Annotated in this window: 20 protein-coding genes and 2 pseudogenes; 8 read left to right on the top strand and 14 right to left on the bottom strand. The window is 35.3% G+C overall.

Annotated elements, in window-relative coordinates:
* Nucleotides 1-26: 26 nt before the first annotated feature.
* A complete protein-coding gene (gene speB, locus JML65_RS07450) occupies nt 27-884 on the bottom strand; it encodes an agmatinase (RefSeq protein ID WP_047492008.1) in 858 nt (285 codons plus the stop codon).
* Between the two features lie 330 nt (nt 885-1,214).
* Between speB and JML65_RS07445 the strand changes: the two genes are divergently transcribed.
* Nucleotides 1,215-1,874, top strand: a complete 660-nt coding sequence (locus JML65_RS07445; RefSeq protein ID WP_202270412.1) for an HAD family hydrolase — start codon at nt 1,215-1,217, stop codon at nt 1,872-1,874.
* A gap of 72 nt (nt 1,875-1,946) precedes the next feature.
* Here JML65_RS07445 and JML65_RS07440 read toward each other — a convergent pair whose 3' ends face one another.
* The 6 genes from JML65_RS07440 to JML65_RS07415 form a co-directional block, all read right to left on the bottom strand.
* A complete protein-coding gene (locus JML65_RS07440; protein ID WP_047488479.1) occupies nt 1,947-3,341 on the bottom strand; it encodes a decarboxylase in 1,395 nt (464 codons plus the stop codon).
* A 122-nt stretch (nt 3,342-3,463) separates the two neighbouring features.
* Complete coding sequence (locus JML65_RS07435; protein WP_202270411.1) at nt 3,464-4,339, bottom strand: tyrosine-protein phosphatase; 876 nt, start codon at nt 4,337-4,339, stop codon at nt 3,464-3,466.
* 137 nt (nt 4,340-4,476) lie between these two features.
* Nucleotides 4,477-5,124, bottom strand: a complete 648-nt coding sequence (locus tag JML65_RS07430) for a thiamine diphosphokinase (RefSeq protein ID WP_115918789.1) — start codon at nt 5,122-5,124, stop codon at nt 4,477-4,479.
* Nucleotides 5,114-5,683: a cob(I)yrinic acid a,c-diamide adenosyltransferase gene (locus JML65_RS07425; RefSeq protein ID WP_047488474.1), complete on the bottom strand. Its 570-nt coding sequence runs from the start codon at nt 5,681-5,683 to the stop codon at nt 5,114-5,116. The genes JML65_RS07430 and JML65_RS07425 overlap by 11 nt, the downstream gene beginning before the upstream one ends.
* A 195-nt stretch (nt 5,684-5,878) precedes the next feature.
* Nucleotides 5,879-8,299 carry a TonB-dependent receptor plug domain-containing protein gene (locus JML65_RS07420; protein ID WP_202270410.1) on the bottom strand — a complete coding sequence of 807 codons (2,421 nt, stop codon included), beginning with the start codon at nt 8,297-8,299 and terminating at the stop codon, nt 5,879-5,881.
* 330 nt (nt 8,300-8,629) lie between these two features.
* The gene (locus JML65_RS07415; RefSeq protein WP_084085175.1) at nt 8,630-9,214 is read right to left on the bottom strand and encodes a hypothetical protein; all 585 of its coding nucleotides are present in this window, start codon (nt 9,212-9,214) and stop codon (nt 8,630-8,632) included.
* 179 nt (nt 9,215-9,393) lie between these two features.
* Here JML65_RS07415 and JML65_RS07410 point away from each other — a divergent pair, with 179 nt between their 5' ends.
* Nucleotides 9,394-9,885, top strand: a complete 492-nt coding sequence (locus JML65_RS07410; protein ID WP_047488466.1) for a DinB family protein — start codon at nt 9,394-9,396, stop codon at nt 9,883-9,885.
* 101 nt (nt 9,886-9,986) lie between these two features.
* On the opposite strand, the gene JML65_RS07405 is transcribed toward JML65_RS07410, so the two are convergent.
* Nucleotides 9,987-10,940, bottom strand: a complete 954-nt coding sequence (locus JML65_RS07405) for a helix-turn-helix transcriptional regulator (protein WP_202270409.1) — start codon at nt 10,938-10,940, stop codon at nt 9,987-9,989.
* A 94-nt stretch (nt 10,941-11,034) separates the two neighbouring features.
* On the opposite strand from JML65_RS07405, the gene JML65_RS07400 reads away from it, so the two are divergent.
* Nucleotides 11,035-11,235: a hypothetical protein gene (locus JML65_RS07400; protein WP_202270408.1), complete on the top strand. Its 201-nt coding sequence runs from the start codon at nt 11,035-11,037 to the stop codon at nt 11,233-11,235.
* A gap of 283 nt (nt 11,236-11,518) precedes the next feature.
* Here the strand turns inward: JML65_RS07400 and JML65_RS07395 are convergent.
* The 3 genes and pseudogenes from JML65_RS07395 to JML65_RS07385 all read right to left on the bottom strand — a co-directional run bounded on the left by JML65_RS07395 (nt 11,519) and on the right by JML65_RS07385 (nt 13,647).
* A pseudogene (locus JML65_RS07395) lies at nt 11,519-12,130 on the bottom strand (RteC domain-containing protein).
* A gap of 75 nt (nt 12,131-12,205) precedes the next feature.
* The gene (locus JML65_RS07390; protein ID WP_202270407.1) at nt 12,206-13,012 is read right to left on the bottom strand and encodes a DNA alkylation repair protein; all 807 of its coding nucleotides are present in this window, start codon (nt 13,010-13,012) and stop codon (nt 12,206-12,208) included.
* Nucleotides 13,009-13,647, bottom strand: a complete 639-nt coding sequence (locus tag JML65_RS07385; RefSeq protein WP_202270406.1) for a peroxiredoxin-like family protein — start codon at nt 13,645-13,647, stop codon at nt 13,009-13,011. Before JML65_RS07385 ends, JML65_RS07390 begins: the two co-directional genes overlap by 4 nt.
* Before the next feature lie 374 nt (nt 13,648-14,021).
* On the opposite strand from JML65_RS07385, the gene JML65_RS07380 reads away from it, so the two are divergent.
* From JML65_RS07380 to JML65_RS07370, 3 genes are read left to right on the top strand one after another with little or no spacing between them, the layout of a single operon-like run.
* Nucleotides 14,022-14,420, top strand: coding sequence for an LIC_13387 family protein (locus JML65_RS07380; protein ID WP_202270405.1), 399 nt, complete (start codon nt 14,022-14,024; stop codon nt 14,418-14,420).
* Nucleotides 14,417-14,959: a TetR/AcrR family transcriptional regulator gene (locus JML65_RS07375; protein ID WP_202270404.1), complete on the top strand. Its 543-nt coding sequence runs from the start codon at nt 14,417-14,419 to the stop codon at nt 14,957-14,959. The genes JML65_RS07380 and JML65_RS07375 overlap by 4 nt, the downstream gene beginning before the upstream one ends.
* A gap of 28 nt (nt 14,960-14,987) precedes the next feature.
* Complete coding sequence (locus JML65_RS07370) at nt 14,988-15,515, top strand: DUF2867 domain-containing protein (RefSeq protein ID WP_202270403.1); 528 nt, start codon at nt 14,988-14,990, stop codon at nt 15,513-15,515.
* 185 nt (nt 15,516-15,700) lie between these two features.
* On the opposite strand, the gene JML65_RS07365 is transcribed toward JML65_RS07370, so the two are convergent.
* Entirely contained in the window at nt 15,701-16,048 is a 348-nt protein-coding gene (locus JML65_RS07365; protein WP_202270402.1) for a peroxiredoxin family protein, read from the bottom strand.
* Nucleotides 16,049-16,140: 92 nt separating this feature from the next.
* On the opposite strand from JML65_RS07365, the gene JML65_RS07360 reads away from it, so the two are divergent.
* A complete protein-coding gene (locus JML65_RS07360; protein WP_202270401.1) occupies nt 16,141-16,482 on the top strand; it encodes a winged helix-turn-helix transcriptional regulator in 342 nt (113 codons plus the stop codon).
* Between the two features lie 169 nt (nt 16,483-16,651).
* Here JML65_RS07360 and JML65_RS07355 read toward each other — a convergent pair.
* Nucleotides 16,652-16,909 (bottom strand): annotated as a pseudogene (locus JML65_RS07355) (GNAT family N-acetyltransferase); the annotation flags it as partial.
* On the opposite strand from JML65_RS07355, the gene JML65_RS07350 reads away from it, so the two are divergent.
* A complete protein-coding gene (locus tag JML65_RS07350; protein WP_202270521.1) occupies nt 16,894-17,622 on the top strand; it encodes a PLP-dependent aminotransferase family protein in 729 nt (242 codons plus the stop codon). The pseudogene JML65_RS07355 and the gene JML65_RS07350 overlap by 16 nt on opposite strands.
* Nucleotides 17,623-17,665: 43 nt before the next feature.
* Here JML65_RS07350 and mobB read toward each other — a convergent pair whose 3' ends face one another.
* Nucleotides 17,666-18,928, bottom strand: a complete 1,263-nt coding sequence (gene mobB / locus JML65_RS07345) for a conjugal transfer protein MobB (RefSeq protein WP_202270400.1) — start codon at nt 18,926-18,928, stop codon at nt 17,666-17,668.
* Between the last annotated feature and the right edge of the window lie 2 nt (nt 18,929-18,930).

The following is an 18,930-nucleotide window of genomic DNA, read 5'->3' as shown; positions in this document are numbered from 1 at the left end:
CAGAAAAAATCCGATTCTTGCGGAATTTAGTTGTTGTTATAAATATTGTTATAAGCAAGCATCTTGTAATATAACTTAGCTGCCAAGAAAGCTGTTGGTTTGGCCATTGGAGAATCCATTAATTCTACAATATCAAAGGCCACTACGTTACATTTTTCAAATACTTTTCTTAATAATTCCAATGTTGGATACCACTGTAATCCACCTGGTTCAGGAGTTCCTGTTGACGGCGCGATTGAAGGGTCAAAAGCGTCTAAGTCAATAGTGATATACACATTTCCTGATACTTTTTCCAATACATCATTGATCCAGTTTTCATTGTTGGCAATTTCATGAGCAAAGAATACTCTTCCTTCAGGCAGGTATTCAGCTTCCTCAGCATCCATAGAACGGATTCCCACTTGAACTAGGTTATGTTTCTGGTTAGCTTCAAAAACAGCACAAGCATGGTTAGATGTTGATCCATGGAATTCAGGACGTAAATCTGTATGAGCATCCAACTGAAGAACAGTTAAATTTTCATATTTCTCCCCTACTGCACGGATAGATCCAATAGACACAGAGTGTTCTCCACCGAAAAGGGTAAATACTTTTCCTTCATTTTGCAAAAGCTCTTTTGTTTTTTGGTAAACCGCTTCAGTCATGGCTTCAGGACTAGAATTCTCAGAAACTTCTCCAGCCAAATATACTCCTTCAAGGTAAGGTTCAGTACCTGTTTCAATATCATAAAGCTCCATATTTTCAGAAGCGTCTAAGAATAATTCAGGGCCTTTATCAGCTCCTTTTCCCCATGTTGAAGTTCCATCATAAGGAACCGTTACCAACATTACTTTCGAATTCTCTAACGTTGCGTTTTCTTCGGGAATTCCTGCGTATGTTCTCATGCTTTATTTAAAAATTTTAATGTTGTAATTGATGGCAAAGATACGAAGAGTTTACGAGTTGGAGAGTAAGAGCTGGGAGAGTTTGTAAATGATAATTATCCGTTAATCTGAGCCATAAATATTTGCCAGGAAGCTGGAGGCTGGAAGTGGGAAGTCATAAAGGTCAAGAAAATAAATTGAATTCCATTTTATTAATTTTTTTCAATTCATTTATCAAAGTTACAGTAAAACTTACGCTACAATAACTTCCAGCTTCCCTCTTCAGACTTCCAGCCTTATTCAGCTTTCCTCTTTCAACTCAAATTCCTATTTTTGTGAAAAACTTAGAATATGTCTTTAAAAGCTGTTCTTTTCGATATGGATGGAGTTATTGTAGATACAGAACCATTGCATAGAAAAGCTTATTTCAAAACCTTTGATGAATTGGAAATTCTGGTCTCCGAAGATTTATATACTTCTTTTACCGGAGCTTCTACCAAAAGAGTTTGTGAAGCATTAATTCAGAAATATCATCTTAACCAGACGCATGAAGCTATTTCAGCGATCAAAAGATCTCATTTTAAGGATTATTTCTATAACGATGATGAATTTGATTTAATTCCGGGAGTAAGAAAACTGATTGAGCATTATCATGAAAGCGGTATAAAGCTGATATTGGCTTCTTCTGCAACCATGACGACTATCAATATGGTTTTTGATAAATTCGGACTTGAAAAATACTTCAGCGGGAAAATCAGTGGTGCAGATTTAAAAGAATCAAAACCTCATCCTGAAGTTTTTCTATTGGCCGGAGAAATGGCAGGTGAACCGGTAGAAAACTGTATGGTGATTGAAGATTCTACCAACGGAATACTGGCGGCACATCGGGCTAAAATCTTCTGTGCTGCTTACAGAAGTCCACATTCAAAAAATCAGGATTATACATTAGCAGATACTGTAGTTTCGGATTATGAAGAATTGGAACTGGATAAAATTTCAAAATATTTTTAAAATAAAAAGCTCTCAAAAATTTGAGAGCTTTTGTTTTGTATAAGTTTTGGCTAAAGCCTATTGATCGTAAAACTATTTATAACCAAGAAGTTTCAATACATCTTCAGGTTCCTGTTTTTCACGGAAAATTTCATACTGCAGCTCACCGTTCTCATCTTTCTGAATCAGGACGTGTCTCGGCTGAGGCATAAGGCAGTGGTGTACTCCACCGTAACCTCCGATAGTCTCTTGATAAGCTCCGGTATGGAAGAATCCAATGTATAAAGGTTTTATATCACTGAAAACCGGCAGGTAAATCGCATTGGTATGCTGTTCAGAGTTGTAATAATCATCTGAATCACACGTCAGCCCTCCTAAGAATACTCTTTCGTAAGAATCTTCCCAACGGTTAAGCGGAAGCATAATAAAGTGTCTTGAAATTGCCCAGGTATCAGGAAGTGTAGTCATGAAAGAAGAGTCAATCATATTCCACTTTTCTCTGTCGTTCTGACGTTTCTGGGAAATAATTTTATAAAGATTCGCTCCACTTTCTCCAACTGTAAAGCTTCCGAATTCAGTATAAATATTAGGTTCTTCTACTCCTTCTTCTTCACAGAATTTTTTGATTTGAGAAACAATTTCCTCTACCATATACTGGTAATCATAATCAAAATTCAAAGAAGTTTTAATAGGAAAACCACCTCCGATATTCAGGGAATCCACTTCAGGAGCAATCTTCTTCAAACGTGCATATACACGAAGACATTTATACAATTCGTTCCAGTAGTATGAAGTATCTTTAATCCCCGTATTAATGAAGAAGTGAAGCATTTTCAATCTTGCATTCGGGTGTTCAGCTATTTTCTGACTGTAGTAAGGAATGATATCTTTATATCCGATTCCTAATCTCGAAGTATAAAATTCAAACTTCGGTTCTTCTTCCGAAGCTATTCTGATCCCTATATTAAAAGTAGAATCTATACTTTCCGTAAGTTTATCCAACTCCCGGTAGTTATCCAGAATCGGAGTAATATTTTCAAAACCATTATTGATCATATCTGAAATCTTCGTCAGATAATCATCGGTTTTGAATCCATTACAGATCACTTCAATATTTTTATCTACTTTCTCTTTTTCATAAAGAGCTTTTACAATATCCATGTCATAAGCAGAAGAAGTCTCTATAGAAATTTCATTTTTAAGAGCTTCTTCCAATACAAAATTAAAATGACTGGATTTTGTACAGTAACAGTAGGTGTAATTCTTTTTATATCCGGTTTTTTCAAAAGCTTCTTTAAACCAGCTCTTGGCTTTCTGGATATTTTGAGAAATTCTCGGCAGATAGCTAATCTTTAGCGGAGTGCCAAATTGTTCTACAACGTCCATCAATGGGACATCATGGAACAACAAATTGTTCTCAGAAACATTAAACTCCTCTGTAGGAAAATATAATGTCTGATCAATAAGTTCCGAGTACTTTATTTTCATTTCTAAACAAGTGAATTAAGAAATGCAAAATTGCTAAAAAAGTTTGATTTTTGGGTGTTAAATTTATTATAATTTTCTATAATAAGATGATCTTACCCCATAAATATTTTTCTCTCTGATAATCAATACGTAAACTTTTGAATATATTCGTTCCTTTTACTTTCAGAAATTCCCAGGGCCTGCTGAATATAGGCATCCATAGAGCCATACTTTTTATTGATCTCCCCAAAAGCTGCATCCAGATACCTTTTTTCGACCCAGCTCAGCTTTTCTAAAACCTGCACATCCATCTTTGGATACATAAAATGAAGACTATTGGCCAGTCTCAGTCTTTTCTGCACAAGATCTTTTCTAAAATTATTGGATAAAAGGTACTCATTATAAATAGTCTCTTTATCAAACTTCAAGATCGTTAAGATCAGAGCTGTAGTAATCCCCGTTCTGTCTTTCCCGGCAGTACAGTGGTAGAGAACAGGTTCATTGGATTCCAGAATCTCGGTAATAATGGTCTTTATGGTTTCCGGATTTTCTGTGACATACTCCCGGTAGAAATCTATCATCCTTTTATCTGCATCAGCACCATTTACTTTTCCTTTTAGCACCAGTTTTTTAGCCTGATCCAGCTGATCACCCTGATCTTCAAAGGCCGAATAATTCTTGTACTTAATTTCTGATGGAAGATGATCCGGTTTCTGGGCAATTTCTTTTGAATTTCTAAGGTCAATAATTTCTTTTATTCCCAGATTTTGGATTTCGTCAAAAGAACTTTTTTTAAGCTTATGAAGATGCCCGCTTCTGTAAAAGAAGCCTTGTTTTAAGGTACGCCCTTCCGTGTTTTTAATATTTCCTACCGTTCGGAAGTTAATCACCTTTTTGATCCTGATCGCTTTCTCTGTTTCATTTTTTCCATACTCCGGTGCTTCATTATGCTGTGTTTTACAGGAGAAAATACAGCATAATGAAAGACTGACCAGTGATATTTTGATAAACTTATTCAATACTTCTTTTGTTTCACCACAAAAGTTACAATTTTTTTTTAACTTAAAATTCCAAAGTTTTGGAATGGTCATTTACGGTTAAACGGGCCAAAGCCCGTTTCCATTAATAGTTATCAGTTATCGGTAAAAGATTATTTTTAATATATTGAGGGATATTCTATTTCATTAATCCCTACAAAAATAAGCAGATCCCCTGATTCATATTCCACTGAAACTTCCTCTTCAACGGCAAAATTCCGGGTCCCTATTCTTGTAGTAATGCTTAAATTCCCCTTTGTTAAAGGCCAGTTCAGCCCTTTAGTTGTTATATTATCCGCTGACGGAAAAGGATACAGAGAAATCATCTTATTCTTCACCCCTTTCAGTGTAACATTTTTAGGAATAAAATAATATTCTGAAAACTCATCATAGAACCTGAGGCTCATACGGTCCTTAAATGTATAGGCAACGCTAAGGTTTCCAAGAAAATGATCCTGTTCTCCTCCGCTTCCGCCAAAAACATCTATATCAGAGAAACCTTTTTCTATAATGATTTCCAAAGCCTTATGAAAATCTGTTTTATCCTGATCCAGTGTAAGTATAAATTTCTCCTGATACATATCTTCATCTGATCCGGAATGCGAATCAAAATCACCGGAAATAAAATCCAGCTTGTCCAGAGGGAAGCCCATTCTTTTAAGATAGTGAAAAGCCCCGTCTGTGCAGGCAATTAAACCATAATTTTCAGGATTGGGTAAAGATTTCGGAGCATCTCCGTTGATGAAAAGCAATACTTTATCTCTCATTCGGGTTCCAGTATTCTTCCGGTTCGTTGTTCAGTTTTGAAACATACCTTGCCAATACAAAAAGGTAATCGGATAGTCTGTTTAAATACTTAATTAATTCAGGACGTACTTCTTCCGATTCATTCAAAAATACCAATGACCGTTCTGCTCTTCTGCAGATAGTTCTTGCAGCATGCAAAAAAGTAGCTGATTTTCCTCCACCGGGAAGGATAAAATACTGAAGCGGTTCCAGTTTTTCATCGAAAGCATCCATCCATTGTTCCAGTTCTTCTATTTCTGTTTCTGAAATAATGATGGGAAGGCGGGATTTTCCATTAGCCAACATGAGTTTATCTACTGGTGTAGCGGCTTCCGAGCCTACGGTAAACAAATCAAACTGTATTTTTTTCAGTTGTCTTAATACTTCTTCATCTTCAATATGACTTTTTGAAATTCCGATAAATGAATTCAATTCGTCTATATTTCCATAACTGTCTACCCTTGCACTGGCTTTGGAAACTCTTGTTCCGCCATAAAGTGCCGTCTGGCCTTTATCTCCTGTTTTGGTATAAATTTTCATACTACTAAAATACTTTTTTTTGTACAATTTGAAAAGTAAAACGTAGTAATAAATCCCTATTCTATCTGAAAAAATAATTAACTGACATTAGGAGCTAATGTCAGTTAATATTTGCATACGTGGTTTTATATGTTTTGAGATTGCTTGTCCTTTGCTAAGCAAGACAAAGCAAATTCCAATTCCTTTATTTATAGATTAAAAAGTATAATTAACATTGAGCTGAAAAGTTGTTCCGTTAAATCCAAACTGATTAACCTCCCAAGGATATTTGAACCTTCCTCCAAGATCTGTTACTATATCTCCTTTGCTATCTATTACGTCCGGATAAATATTAAATAAATTATTTACGACTCCGGAAATTTTAAGATCCTGAGTGATTTTATATGTTAAAACTATGTCTGTAACTACCTTACCTGAAAATGTCTGATCTTTGGCAGGATCAGTAGCATGCTGCCATGTAACAGAACCAAAATAAGTATTATTAAGGTTAAAATTAAACTTTGAAATGTCATACGAAAGACTAAGAATAGTTTTTGTTTTTGGCCTTGCAGAGATAATTCTGGATTGTTCTTTTCTATCAAAAAAGTTTTCTGAGTACCCATTTTCAGCCAAAATAGGTGGAACTGCAATATTATCTACTATTTTAGTTTCGTTATAATTGAAAGCAGCAATAATTCCCAATCTTCCTTTACCAATGGCGGAAGTATAGTAATTAGCTACAAAATCTACTCCCTGAGTAACTGTATTTACAGCATTGGTGAAAAACTTCAAGGAGGTTATTTTATTATTGTCTAATATTACTTCTACAGGGTTTGTTGTATCCGGATTACCAGGAGCCCCGGTTTTGTAACCAATATCTCCTGAGAAAAGTACTCTGTCTTTAATTTTTATTCTATAATAATCTGCTGTAACAGTAAGGTTTTTAAAAGGTTTTACGGCAAATCCTCCAGTAATGTTAAAGGCTTTTTCAGCATTTAATTTTGGTACCCCAAGATCTGATCTTACAATTTGAGAGTCATTATTAAAAGTACCCTGATTAGCTACAGTATTCCCTGTAATTTTGGTTTGAACATTAGAATAATAAATTTGGTGTAATGAAGGCGCACGGAATCCTGTAGAAACAGACCCACGGAAAACTAATTTATCATCTAACAGCTTATACCTTGCATTTCCTTTCCAGGAAACGTTATTTCCAAAATCACTAAAGTTTTCATACCTCACAGTTCCTCCAAGTAATAAGTTTTTTGTAATATCCCATTCAGCATTCACATAAGCGCCAATATTCTGACGATTTTTATTGACTTCATTCTGAGGCTGCAGCCCTGGAAATGATTCTGCACCAGTTCCTATATAGGATGCTTCCTCTCCTGCCTTTGCCTGATAGTTTTCATTGCGTACTTCAACACCAGCTCCTAAAACAAACGTTCCAAAATTTCGGTTGATATCTATGTTTCCTATAATATTACTAAACTGATGACCACCTGCTTTAAAACGGGTTGGTGAATTGGCACCCAAAGATGTATTAATGGTATTTCCTACAACATAATCTACTGCATTAGAGCCAAAGGTTGCACTCCCATCAAAACTCCATTTTCCAAACATGCCTTTCCACCCGGAGGTTAAGTTATAATCATAAACATCTGTTTTAAATTCTGGTTGAAATCCATTATAAGGCTGTCCTTTTGGAGTTAATAAACCAAAATCTGAAGTTACCCAATAGGGCGTTCTATACAAACCATAGCTTGTCCCATTCCTGTAAGTTGTCCCTCCAAAAGCATAGAATTTGCCCGTTTCACCTGTTGGCAATTCAAAATTTACAAACATATTGGCAACTTTTGTCTCTGGCTGTCCTATAGTCATTCCTAATCCCGGATTGGCTTGAGTCCAGGCATTCTCTACCCCAAAAAGTTCATCTTTTGTAGTAGATCCTGCACGGTTAGTTTTATTTTGGGAAGAATACCCCAATGTAAGGTTCAAACTTCCATTTTTTGCAACTCGGATTCCTGTATTAAAATCTGCTCCGATATTAAAGCCGTCTCCCTTTGAAGTAATACCTGAAAAAAGATTGACTGTACTTTTTCCAACACTGTTCTTAAGAATAATATTAATTACTCCTGCAATAGCATCAGAACCATATTGTGCAGATGCTCCATCTCTCAATACCTCTACATTCTGTAAAGCGGCAGATGGAATACTTTTCAGATCCGTACCTACCTCACCTTTTCCCGGTGTATCATTTACATAAATTAAAGCACTTTGATTTTTTCTTTTCCCATTCACCAAAACTAATGTTCTGGAAGGTCCTAATCCTCTTAAATCTGCAGGATCAAAATGAGCTGTTGCATCAGAAACGGTTTGCTGTGATGAATTAAAAGAGGGTACAGCATACGTCAAAGCTTTATCAAAGGTAACCTGCCCTGTAGATTTTAGCTGTACAGCTGAAATATTATCAATAGGAATTGCAGAGGTAATTATGGTTCTGGGCTTAGTTCTCCCCGTAGTAACCACAACTTCATCTATATTGTTTTCTTTTACAGTTTCCTGAGCATATGCCATAGTACCGGCTCCGCTTAAAACTAATGCATAGATTTTCTTTTTAAAGATTTTCTTTTTCATGTCAAGTATTAATAATTAAATAAATTTATAAAAAAATTAAATACTAAACATAAAAACAAAATAAATAATAAGAATTATATTCAATAATCAATAAAACATTACTAATTTACAAAAACGAGAAATAATTTAAAAAGTATAAAATTGCTTATTAATAATCTAAAAAAGAAATACAGTAACAATTTCCTATTCTATATGAAAAATAATTAACTAAAATTACAAATAAACATAATTTTATTCTTTTTTTGATAATCAATTTAAATAGATTAAAATTGCATCAGCTATGGCTCTCAATGACCATAAAAATGGCCGGCAAAAGCCGGCCAATCCAAATTATTTATTTACCTCTACATATTGTATTATGGTCTGATTTTTTGGGTTGTAGATAATAGTACTACTGTTTGGGAATCTTTTTAACTTATAATATTCTATACTTTTGTCATTCTTAATATCTTCTAAAAAACCTGTATCAAAGGTATTTTCAGGAAGAAATTTCGAAATAAAACTTATTTTATCAATAAGGCTTTGTCCATCAATTTTGCGGGCTGTTTTATCTGACTTACTTTCATCCCTTGTAGGCTGCCCTTCCAAAAGAGGTAATAAGGCAGCGATATCTGCTTTATATTTAAAAATATAGCCTTCAGTACCATTGGGAAATTTGAACTTCTTTCCTTTTTCTTCTGAAACTATACCGGCTCCGGCATTCGGAAAAACTTCACTGAACTTAACATCCTGAGAGTTTGTGAATGAGTTGATAGATTCGCTGACTGTTTTTTTGACTGTTTCCTCTACTGCCTGCTGGGCTTTTTGCTGTACCGTTTCCGTTGTTTTTTGGACGGTCTGGTCTATTTTTTCTTCAATTTTATTACATGAAACTAATGAAAGAACAGTAATAACTGGCAAAATATACTTCTTCATAATTCTAATGATCAATTTCTTTTTTTATTACTATACTTTTCCTTTAACGGAAAAGTAGGTCAAGATATTTTAACAAAGGAATAAAATATTTTTCAGGATCAAAAAATCCTACTGACAAACTGTTGTCATAACCCGGTCTTACCTTTGTTTCAACAATAACAAACAAAAACCATACAATTATGACAACTACAGCAACAGCCACAAAACAATTTATGACAACTGAACAATTATTAAAGCACTGGCAAGGGCATAGAAATCTTACAAGAAGAGTTATTGAAGCCTTTCCTGAAAAAGAATTATTTGAATTTTCAATAGGGGGTATGAGACCTTTCGCAAAACTGGCAGTAGAGCTGATCAGTATTGGCGGAGTTGCTTTAAAAGGAATTGTTGAAAAAAATACGGAAGCTTATAATGAGGAGGGCTTTATTCCAAAAACTAAAGAAGATATCTTAAAGAAATGGGATGAAGAAACAGAAGTAATCAATCACTATTTTGGTCAGATTTCAGAAGAGCGTTTCCAGGAAACTTTCAATTTATTCGGACAGTATGAATTCCCGGTATATGAGAATGTTCTTTATTTTGTGGACAATGAAATTCACCACCGTGGACAGGGATACGTTTACCTGAGAGCTTTGGGAATTGAACCACCTTTCTTCTGGGAGAGATTTTAATACACCAGGAAGGTTATTTTATTTTTAATAACATTCTCAATTTCATTTTATAACCATTTCATCTTTTTGCCTATATTAAACCTCAGCAGTCATGTTGAGGTTTATTGATGTCTTTCCGTCATTTTTATCAGCAACTCATTGAGCCTTATCCGAAGACTTTCAGGTTCTAAAACAGTAGCGTAATCGGCAAAAGTAATTAACCATCGGGGGAAACCATCATTGATCCATTCTGTTTCAAAAGTCAGCTCCACACCGTTGTCAGTTTCCACTTCATTAATCAGTCCATAATATTTTTTTGAATTGACCAGATGAGACATTATTTTTCTATCTACTAATAGTTTTGCAATAGATTTATTTACATTCGATCTTTTACGGTAATCATTCACCTGCCCGTACTCCTGTAAAAAAGGAGTTTCTGTTTTGGAGATCTGCAAAATCCTATCTACCCTAAACTGCCTGAAATCTTTTCTCAAGGTACAGAATGCCATGATATACCAGAAATTGAATTCAAAGAAGACTCCAACAGTTTCAATTGTTCTTTTACTCACCGTAGAATCCACCGTTTTATACTCTATAACGAGCTGAGTTTTCTCTGCAATACTTTCTAAAATAATAGGAATAACATTTTTAAGAGAATCTTCCGGGTGGGCATGAAAATTAAAAACATCAATCTGTTTTTCAATATTCTGAATCAAGCTCTTATCCGAATGCCTCAGTACTGAACGTACTTTCTCCATCGCTTTCTGATAGTGGTTTCCTAAGCTCTGATGAGAAAATTTCTGCATGAGTTTCTCTGCAGTAATAAAGCTCAGCACCTCTTCTTTGGTAAACATCACAGGCGGAAGCTTGTAACCGTCCATCAGGGAATATCCGTTTCCGGCCTCTCCTATAATAGGAATACCTGCATTTTCCAGCGTCTTTACGTCACGGTAAATTGTTCTGATGCTGACATCAAATTTCATTGCCAGATCCTGTGCCCTGACAATAGGTTTAGACTGAAGCTGGGTGAGAATAGCGGTTACCCGATCTAGTTTTTTAAGATAATGGTCGTTCATATTGCTTCAACAAAGCTAAAATTCTTTTTTGAGGTATCCCATAAAATATAAGAGCTTTTTTACTAATTTTATTTTTTTCAAACAGACTATTCTTATGCCTCATACCCAGTTTATCCAGACCATTGAGAAGATCTTAAAACCAGAAGAGGAAGTGATGAACGGACTTGTTTCAGGTTTAGAATCCAAAACATACAGAAAAGGGGATTTTCTGTTAAAAGCGGATGAAACCTGCAGGTATTTTTATTTTAAAGTTTTCAGGAAAAAGCTGTATCGGTTGAATACTAAGCTTTTATAAGGATAATCAAAAAAGTCAGGTAACGATTTAGTAACGGTGCTTATTGCTTTGTTTTTCAACGTGTTTCCGTTCGCTCATAGCAAATATACAAAATTTATTTTTCTCAAATTCATACAAATATTTTTAATACCCAACTATGTTTTTTGTTTTTTCTCATAAAAATGCCCCCAGAAAGTGTCTAACTTTTTGGGGGCATTGCAAACAAGCCCTTTTTTTATTGTATAAATAGGACAAACCCTATCTTCCGTCCTAGTTGTTCCCTTTTTGTTTGTTTTTGAAACTTCTATAAATCCTTGCCCATATATTCTTCCAAAGAAGATTTCAGTTGGTCTAAAAATACAGTTTGGGTACCGGTACGATATTTCATTCGGTGGAAAGAATTATGCAATACCCTAAGGTAATCTGAAACAGTTTTTCTAAAGTCAAACTGATTTTTCGTATTCCTACTTTACCATAGAAAGGAGAACCATTCGCATAAAGAGCGTACTAAAATAGGTTTCATCACGGTCGGTTCTTCCTCAACGATAATATCTGTAAAAATCTGAATAATAGATATGCTCACTGTATTCCTGTTTTAATTCCTGTAACTGTTCTGAAAAATAACTTACATACATTTTCTCTCCATCAACAGGACAAGCGGTCTGTATACGAAATATCTTATTGTGGTAAATAAGTTTGGAGAGGATATATGACTTAATATTGCAAAAGAAATTGATTTCTTCCCAATGGTTTTTAATGCTTTTCGTAATATCCTCTCTTATCGACCCCAAGAATTCTTGTAGGTTATAGTCATTTGGTACGCTTCCTCAATTATATTGGTTGCAGACAGCGAGATTTCGTTTTCTTTTCGCCGTATCTCCGAGATGATATTATTTAATGAAAGATGCCATTTCAGGTGGTTTATTTATTTAATATGTGGTAAAATGGATTATATGAAGCATAAAAATTCGTATAGCTACTTGAATATTGTCTATTCTTTGTTAATAGTCCTCAATGCCTTTTTGATAATGTATTTCGTTTCTTTTGTTCCGCTTCCTTTTTCCCAACATTGGCAAAGTTTCTGTACAAATTCGGGTTGCGTTTTACTTGCATCGTTCAACCAATTACCTACACTATCCTGAACGTATTTTGATGTGTCTGACTTTAAAGGTTCTAAAATTGACAAAGCCAATTCGGGGGTTTGTTTCAGTTCTTCGATATGTTCACACCAAACACCACGAGGTCGGGTTGCTTCTGTGGTAAATCTTCTTATATTTTCGTTTTGGTTTGATGTCCACGCAGAAAGTATATCAATACTTTTGGTGAGATTTTGAGCAATTTTCGCTCTTACAGCCAACCAATTTATCTCCCTTACGCCAAAATGTTTGTCAGCTGAAAAAGATTGAATTTGTTTAAGCATTTCTGTAATGTTCAGCTTTTCATTTCTACCAATGGTATAAGTTGCCCAACAACGAACTAAATCGGCACTATGCTTTGATATAATTGCTAAAAATTCTTTGTCATTATTTTGTATTGCCTGTTCAAATAGTCCTGTTCCGATAGCTTCATTTATCGTATTGACGGTTTGCTTTTTCAGTTGGTCGATTTTAAATAGAATAGGTTTTAAATAATCCGCTCTTTGATGTTCTACAAGTAAGTTTTCCAATAAAAGCCGTTGGTCAACAGCCAACCACTCTACGAGATTGGCTGTTTCAATTTCCCCACGATTCAGCTGTACTAAAATATCTGTTGGAATATCCTTTGTGCTTCTTGCTCCTTTTCTTTTTATTTCTGTCATAATTGTTCAATCAATTCTTGGATGTCTATCCTGTTCATATAATTGGTATCAACAAACTTGTATGTAATGCTACCATCCGTATCTATTACAAAAACGGCAGGAACAGGCAATTCGTTATTATCATTTCCGTTGTATTCGGATAATTTAATTCCCAAACTATTATAAACCGGAATTACATAATCCTGAAGACCAAATGAAATGCCAAGCTGTTTAGCCAAAGCATTGTTTTTGTCCATCAATAGTTCAAAATCTAAAATGTGATTACCCTTTAATTCTTCGCTATAATCGGGCGTTTGCGGTGAGATTGTCACAAGTGTTGCTTTTCTGTCGGTAATCTGTTTTAGGCTGTCTTGTAGTGCTTTCAATTCAAGATTGCAATAAGGACACCAACTGCCACGAAAAAAAGCCACAATTACTTTTCCGTTTTGTAGAAGCTCTTTTAACTTTACAATTTCATTGTTTGTATTTGGCAGACTAAAATCAGGAAACGTATCGCCCATAGCGATGCTGTTTTCTTCGATGTTCTTGGTTTTCAAATCCTGAATAGATTTCCCGAATACCTCTAAAACTTCTGTCGGAAGTTGTTTTGCTAAATTTTCATTTAGTTCTTCTATTTGATTTTCTAAATCCCTCATATTAAATTTTTTATTTTTGCAAATATGTGTGCTTAAATTCAGAACCACAATACCGCATATAATTGTCTCTATGGGACAAAAAAGTCAATTTTATGAAAACAAAGGAACGAGCGGTAAAAGAAAAAAATTGTACGCTGGAAATAGCTGTTAATGCAATACTACACTACGCAAAAAACAACCATAAACTTATACTGTAACTGTACTTGGTATTTATGAATTCATTTAACGTAAATCAAAAATCAGTTTAATTTAGGTATATGAGGCGCCGGTTTAAACTAATCAGATATTTTTGAATCAGTTTAAGTAATTGTTCAATAAAATATAATACATTTGCAAAGTATACCATAAGATATGGTATGGTAATTCAAAGTAAAATGAAAAGGTTGAACTATTTTAAAATCGGAGCGTCATCTTATATGTTGCTGGGTGCATTACATCTTGTTTATTTAATTAGTGCACCAAAGCGTCCTGAAAATGTAATGCAAATCTATTTAAAAATGGAAAGGACGACATTTGATTTTATGGGAGAGCATACCGTGATGCAATTCTATACGGGATTCAGTGTCATGATGGGATTTATGCTTTTTTCATTTGGTTTTCAAACATTTATGATTAAACAACCTAATAGGTCTGCTATTTTTGCAAATATTTTCCTTTCGGTTATAGCATCCATTATTGCGGTGATTTACTTCCATCCCTTGGCTTATACCTGCTTACTATCCGCAACACTTTGCTTTACATTATGTTTAATTAATTCAAGAAATAGAACATGAAAAAAATAGAAAAAACAGATTGGTTTGAAAATGGAATTAAAGTCTTGAAAACAGAAGGTTTCCAGCGAATTACCATAGACAATCTTTGCAAGTCTTTGAAAATAACCAAAGGCTCATTTTACCACCATTTTAAAAATACCGAGGGCTACATTGAAGCATTGATGAAATATTGGCAGAATAAAAACACACTTGAATTTATTAAACATACTGAAGAACAATCTGATATTCAGACGAAATATTTCATACTGAATGATTTGGCTGGCTCCTCATCCCATAAAGTCGAGCAGGTGATCCGTGCGTGGAGCTTCTCGAATGAAACTGTGAAAGAATATGTAAAACAGGTTGACGATATGAGAATGGAATATCTTACTGATTTAAATATTCAAAAAGGTCTAGATCCAAAACAAGCTAAAAATTCCGCAATCGTGCAATATGGAACGTTAATAGGAATACAACAATTACTTCCTGATATATCAAAAGATGAGTTTAATGAGTTATATCAAATTCTTATTAAAAATAAAACGGATAAAAAGGTCTAATGGTAAGTAATCATTTTGAGATAATTGTATGAATTTAAAAGTAAATAAGGTTAACGTAGATAAGGCGTTTTTAGTCAATAAATATCTTCCAGCAAATTATGCTGATGCCTTTGAATGTATCGCTCCGATTTCTAATCATGTAACTCCCGACCATTTGCAGGTTGCTTTTTGGGGATCAGAAAAAAGTTGGATAAAAGCATTATTCAAATTGCGTAACATGTTGGTCAAACCTTTTGGTTTAAAAACCTCAAGAAAAGAAGATACTGGAAGTATTGCAGCATGTATCGAAAAAGGTACTAGCCATCATATTGCTTCGGTTTCGGATAGATCTCCAAATGAAACCATCCTTTTATTGGATGATAAGCATTTGAAGGCGTATGTATCAATTTCAATAGCAGAAGCAGAAGACGACCTGAAAAGAGTTACTGTATGCACTATTGTCCACTTTCATAACTGGTTTGGATACCTCTATTTTTACTCAATTGAACTTTTTCATAGCATAGTGGTAAGGAGTATGCTTAAACGTTTGATTCGGGCTAACCTGAAAAAAAGCTAAGATCGTCCTCTTTAAATCCTACGCTAACACATTTCCTGCACCATAAGATTCAGATCAGGATGGCATACCTGATTCATGGGAAAAGAACTATGGTCTTGATCCAACTAATTGGGCAGTGATTTTTATAGCTTACTTTCCGTAAAACGAAATTAACGGGCTTTTCTTTTGGAGTATAAAATTCACGATTAAACTGTATTAAGTATCCCTTGTTCCCTTGTTCTAGTGTAAGCTGATGCACTTTGCCCAGGTCGCATAAAGAAAACAGAATAGTCGCCAAAAGGACACCAACTGCCACGAAAAAAAACTACAATTACTTTTCCGCTTTGTAGAAGCTCTTTTAACTTTACAATTTCATTGTTTGTATTTGGAAGACTAAAATCAGAAAACGTATTGCCTGTGGTGATGTTGTTTTCTTCGATGTTCTTGATTTTAAAATCCTGAATAGATTTCCCGAATACCTCTAAAACTTCTGCAGGAAGTTGTTTTGCTAAATTTTCATTTAGTTCTTCTATTTGCTTTGCTAAGTTTACCATATTAAATTTTCTATTTTTGCAAATATGTGTGCTTAAATTGAGAGCTACAATACCACACATAATTGCCTCTATGGGACAAAAAAGTCAATTTTATGAAAACAAAGGAACGAGCGATAGAAGAAAAAATTTGCCCGCTGGAAATAGCTGTAAATGCCATTAGCGGAAAATGGAAAATCCCGATTGTATGGCGTATAAACGAAGGCGAAAAACGTCCGAGCGAAATGTTAAGAGGTATAGCCAAGGTCGACAGACGTGTTTTGAACCAACAATTGAACGAAATGGTTTCAGACGGAATTTTAACCAAACAATCATTTAACGAACTACCTCCAAGAGTAGAATATTCACTTACTCCGCTTGGCGAACAGTTAGTAGAGGTGCTTTGGCAATTGAACGAGTGGGGAAAGGTTTTATTAAAGCATTCCAATGATGAATAACAAATAATCAAATTTGTTATCAATTGTAGTTTGTATAATTGTTTTTACTTTCCATTGCTGATGAAATAGTTCTGCTTCTTTTTACAATCTTTATTCTTTTATAAACATCAAATAATTTCATTTAGCTAACTTTATGAAAAAAGGCGAACCGATTAAGTCCGCCTGTCCGCTATTTCCACCAATAGTAATAATTGTGATTGCCGTCATACTCAAATCCGCAACGTGGATAGAGCTTGTTGCCTATGTCGTTTATTTTTTCGGTTTCAAGCATCAATCCGCAAGCCCCAGTCTCATCGCACCATTGTTTTGCCTGGTCTATCAATGCTACCGAAAGCCCTTTTCCTCTGTAATCGGGGTGAACAAACAAATCGCTCAACAACCACTGCTTTGCCAATTTGATGTAATGATACAATTTATATAACTGAACACAAGGGCATTGACACAGATGCCATTGAAAAGATATGCAAACGGAGAAAGATTGATGCTGTGTATGTAATTCCGCATCATCATTACCCTACAACCGTAACGTTAAGCGTAGAAAGGCGAGTGAAATTACTGGAACTTTCCAAACAATTTTCGTTTGCCATTATCGAAGATGATTACGACTACGATTATCATTATACATCTTCGCCTTACCTGCCTTTGGCAAGTGGCAATCATAATGGGAATGTGATCTATATTGGCTCTTTTTCCAAGCTATTAGACCCTGCTTTACGTATTGGTTTTATGGTAGCTTCGAAAAATTTTATTGAACAATGTACGGCTTTCAGAAAAATAATAGACGTAGGTGGCGATGGCTATATGCAGAATGCTTTGGCTACATTGATAAAAGAAGGCGAACTTAAAAGACATCTGAAAAAGGCAAAGAAATGTTATCACGGACGCAGAGATTTTTTAGATGCGTTGATGAAAGAAAAATTAGGCAAGTACGTTTCTTATACGTTGCCGACAGGCGGAATGGCTATTTGGATCAAACTAAATCCTGACTATTCTATTGCTCGACTTGTTGCCAATACACAGTTTAAAATTATCAGGTGGAATGCGGAACAAAACGCATTTCGGTTTGGTTTTGCTTCGATGGATGAAAAAGAACTGACACAGGCTGTTGAGGCTCTAAAAATGGGGTTAGAGAAAGAATAAAAATTTACTTAATATACTATCCAACTCCTCTGAAATGGAGGGCTTACAATCTCCTCCCTTTCTTCTTTTTCTTCATCCGATTAGCAAACTGTTCTTCTTCGTAATCCACTCTTTGTGCATCGGGTAACAGGCTGAACAATCCCAAATCGGAACTATGCGAATGTTCCTGTGGAATAAACTCAAAAAGGTTTTTCGTTGGCGAATTGTCCAATGTATTTGTATTGGAAACAGGTCTGTTCTGTAATTTAAATTCGGGTTTGTTTCCGTTGTTCCACCAATCGTTGAATACGTTTGCCGACAAGTTTCTGTCTAATTGTGAACCGTTCCAAACGCTTCGGCTTTCGTGGTCGATAAAAGTTATACCGTAAATCCGTCCGTTGTCGTTCCTGCGGACAACCGTATTGATGCCTTGCTCGGTCAATTGCTTTCTAAAATCTGTTTCGTTGTTTGTGGTGTGTATAGCAAGCTCCACCGTATTTTTCAGAACTGACTTTGCAGGATTGGTTTTCATTTTCTCTTTGGACTGCTCAAAGTGTTTTTGTAATTGTGCTACGCCTGCATCTTTTCCAAATAGCGAAGCTTTGAACGGATTGCTTGCCTTGTTTCCTTTTTCGTCCAATGCCACATAGACCAATCCGTTTACGGTCTGACCGTTTCGCTCGCCTTTGACTTCTTCCGCGGTGATATTGAATAGCGATAATAAAGCATTATAGCTTCCCATAGTCGGAAAGCTGTAATACTTTGGCAAATGACGGACTACCGAAGCAATTTGGCTCTTTATATCGCCACGCTGATAATCAATAGGTTTGAAAACTTTATTGCCCTGTTTCTGCTCCTGTTCGGTGGCTTTTTGCAGATTGTATTTCTGTTCCAAATCCCGACAGATTGCCATTGAACGTGGGTGGTCATAATCATCGGGGATTTTCTTACCGTCAATGCCCACGCAGGTCGAAACAATGTGTATATGCGTTCGGTCAATGTCCGTATGCTTGAAAACAATATAAGGCTGATTGCCGTACCCCATACGTTCCATATACTCCTGTGCCATTTCCGTAAACTGTTCATCGCTTACCTTGTCTTTTGGGTCTGGGTTCAGCGATATATGCCTTACCATCTTTTCTGTTTTGATATTTGCCGACAGATATGGTTCAAAGCACTTGTTAAAATACGCTACAGAATACCTGCCGTCCATTGTATCGGGTATCTTGTTCAGCAACAAAACTGCTCCATTTTCTTTGTCCACTTTTTGCTGATTGTACAAAATCGCTCCGTACATATTGCTTCCCTTTCCAATTTTTGCAATCATAA

The sequence above is a fragment of the Chryseobacterium sp. KMC2 genome (assembly GCF_016756935.1).
Taxonomy (GTDB): Bacteria; Bacteroidota; Bacteroidia; order Flavobacteriales; family Weeksellaceae; genus Chryseobacterium; species Chryseobacterium rhizosphaerae.
The sequence above is the reverse complement of the archived record's forward strand: the minus strand, read 5'-3'. Positions and strand labels throughout refer to the sequence as shown.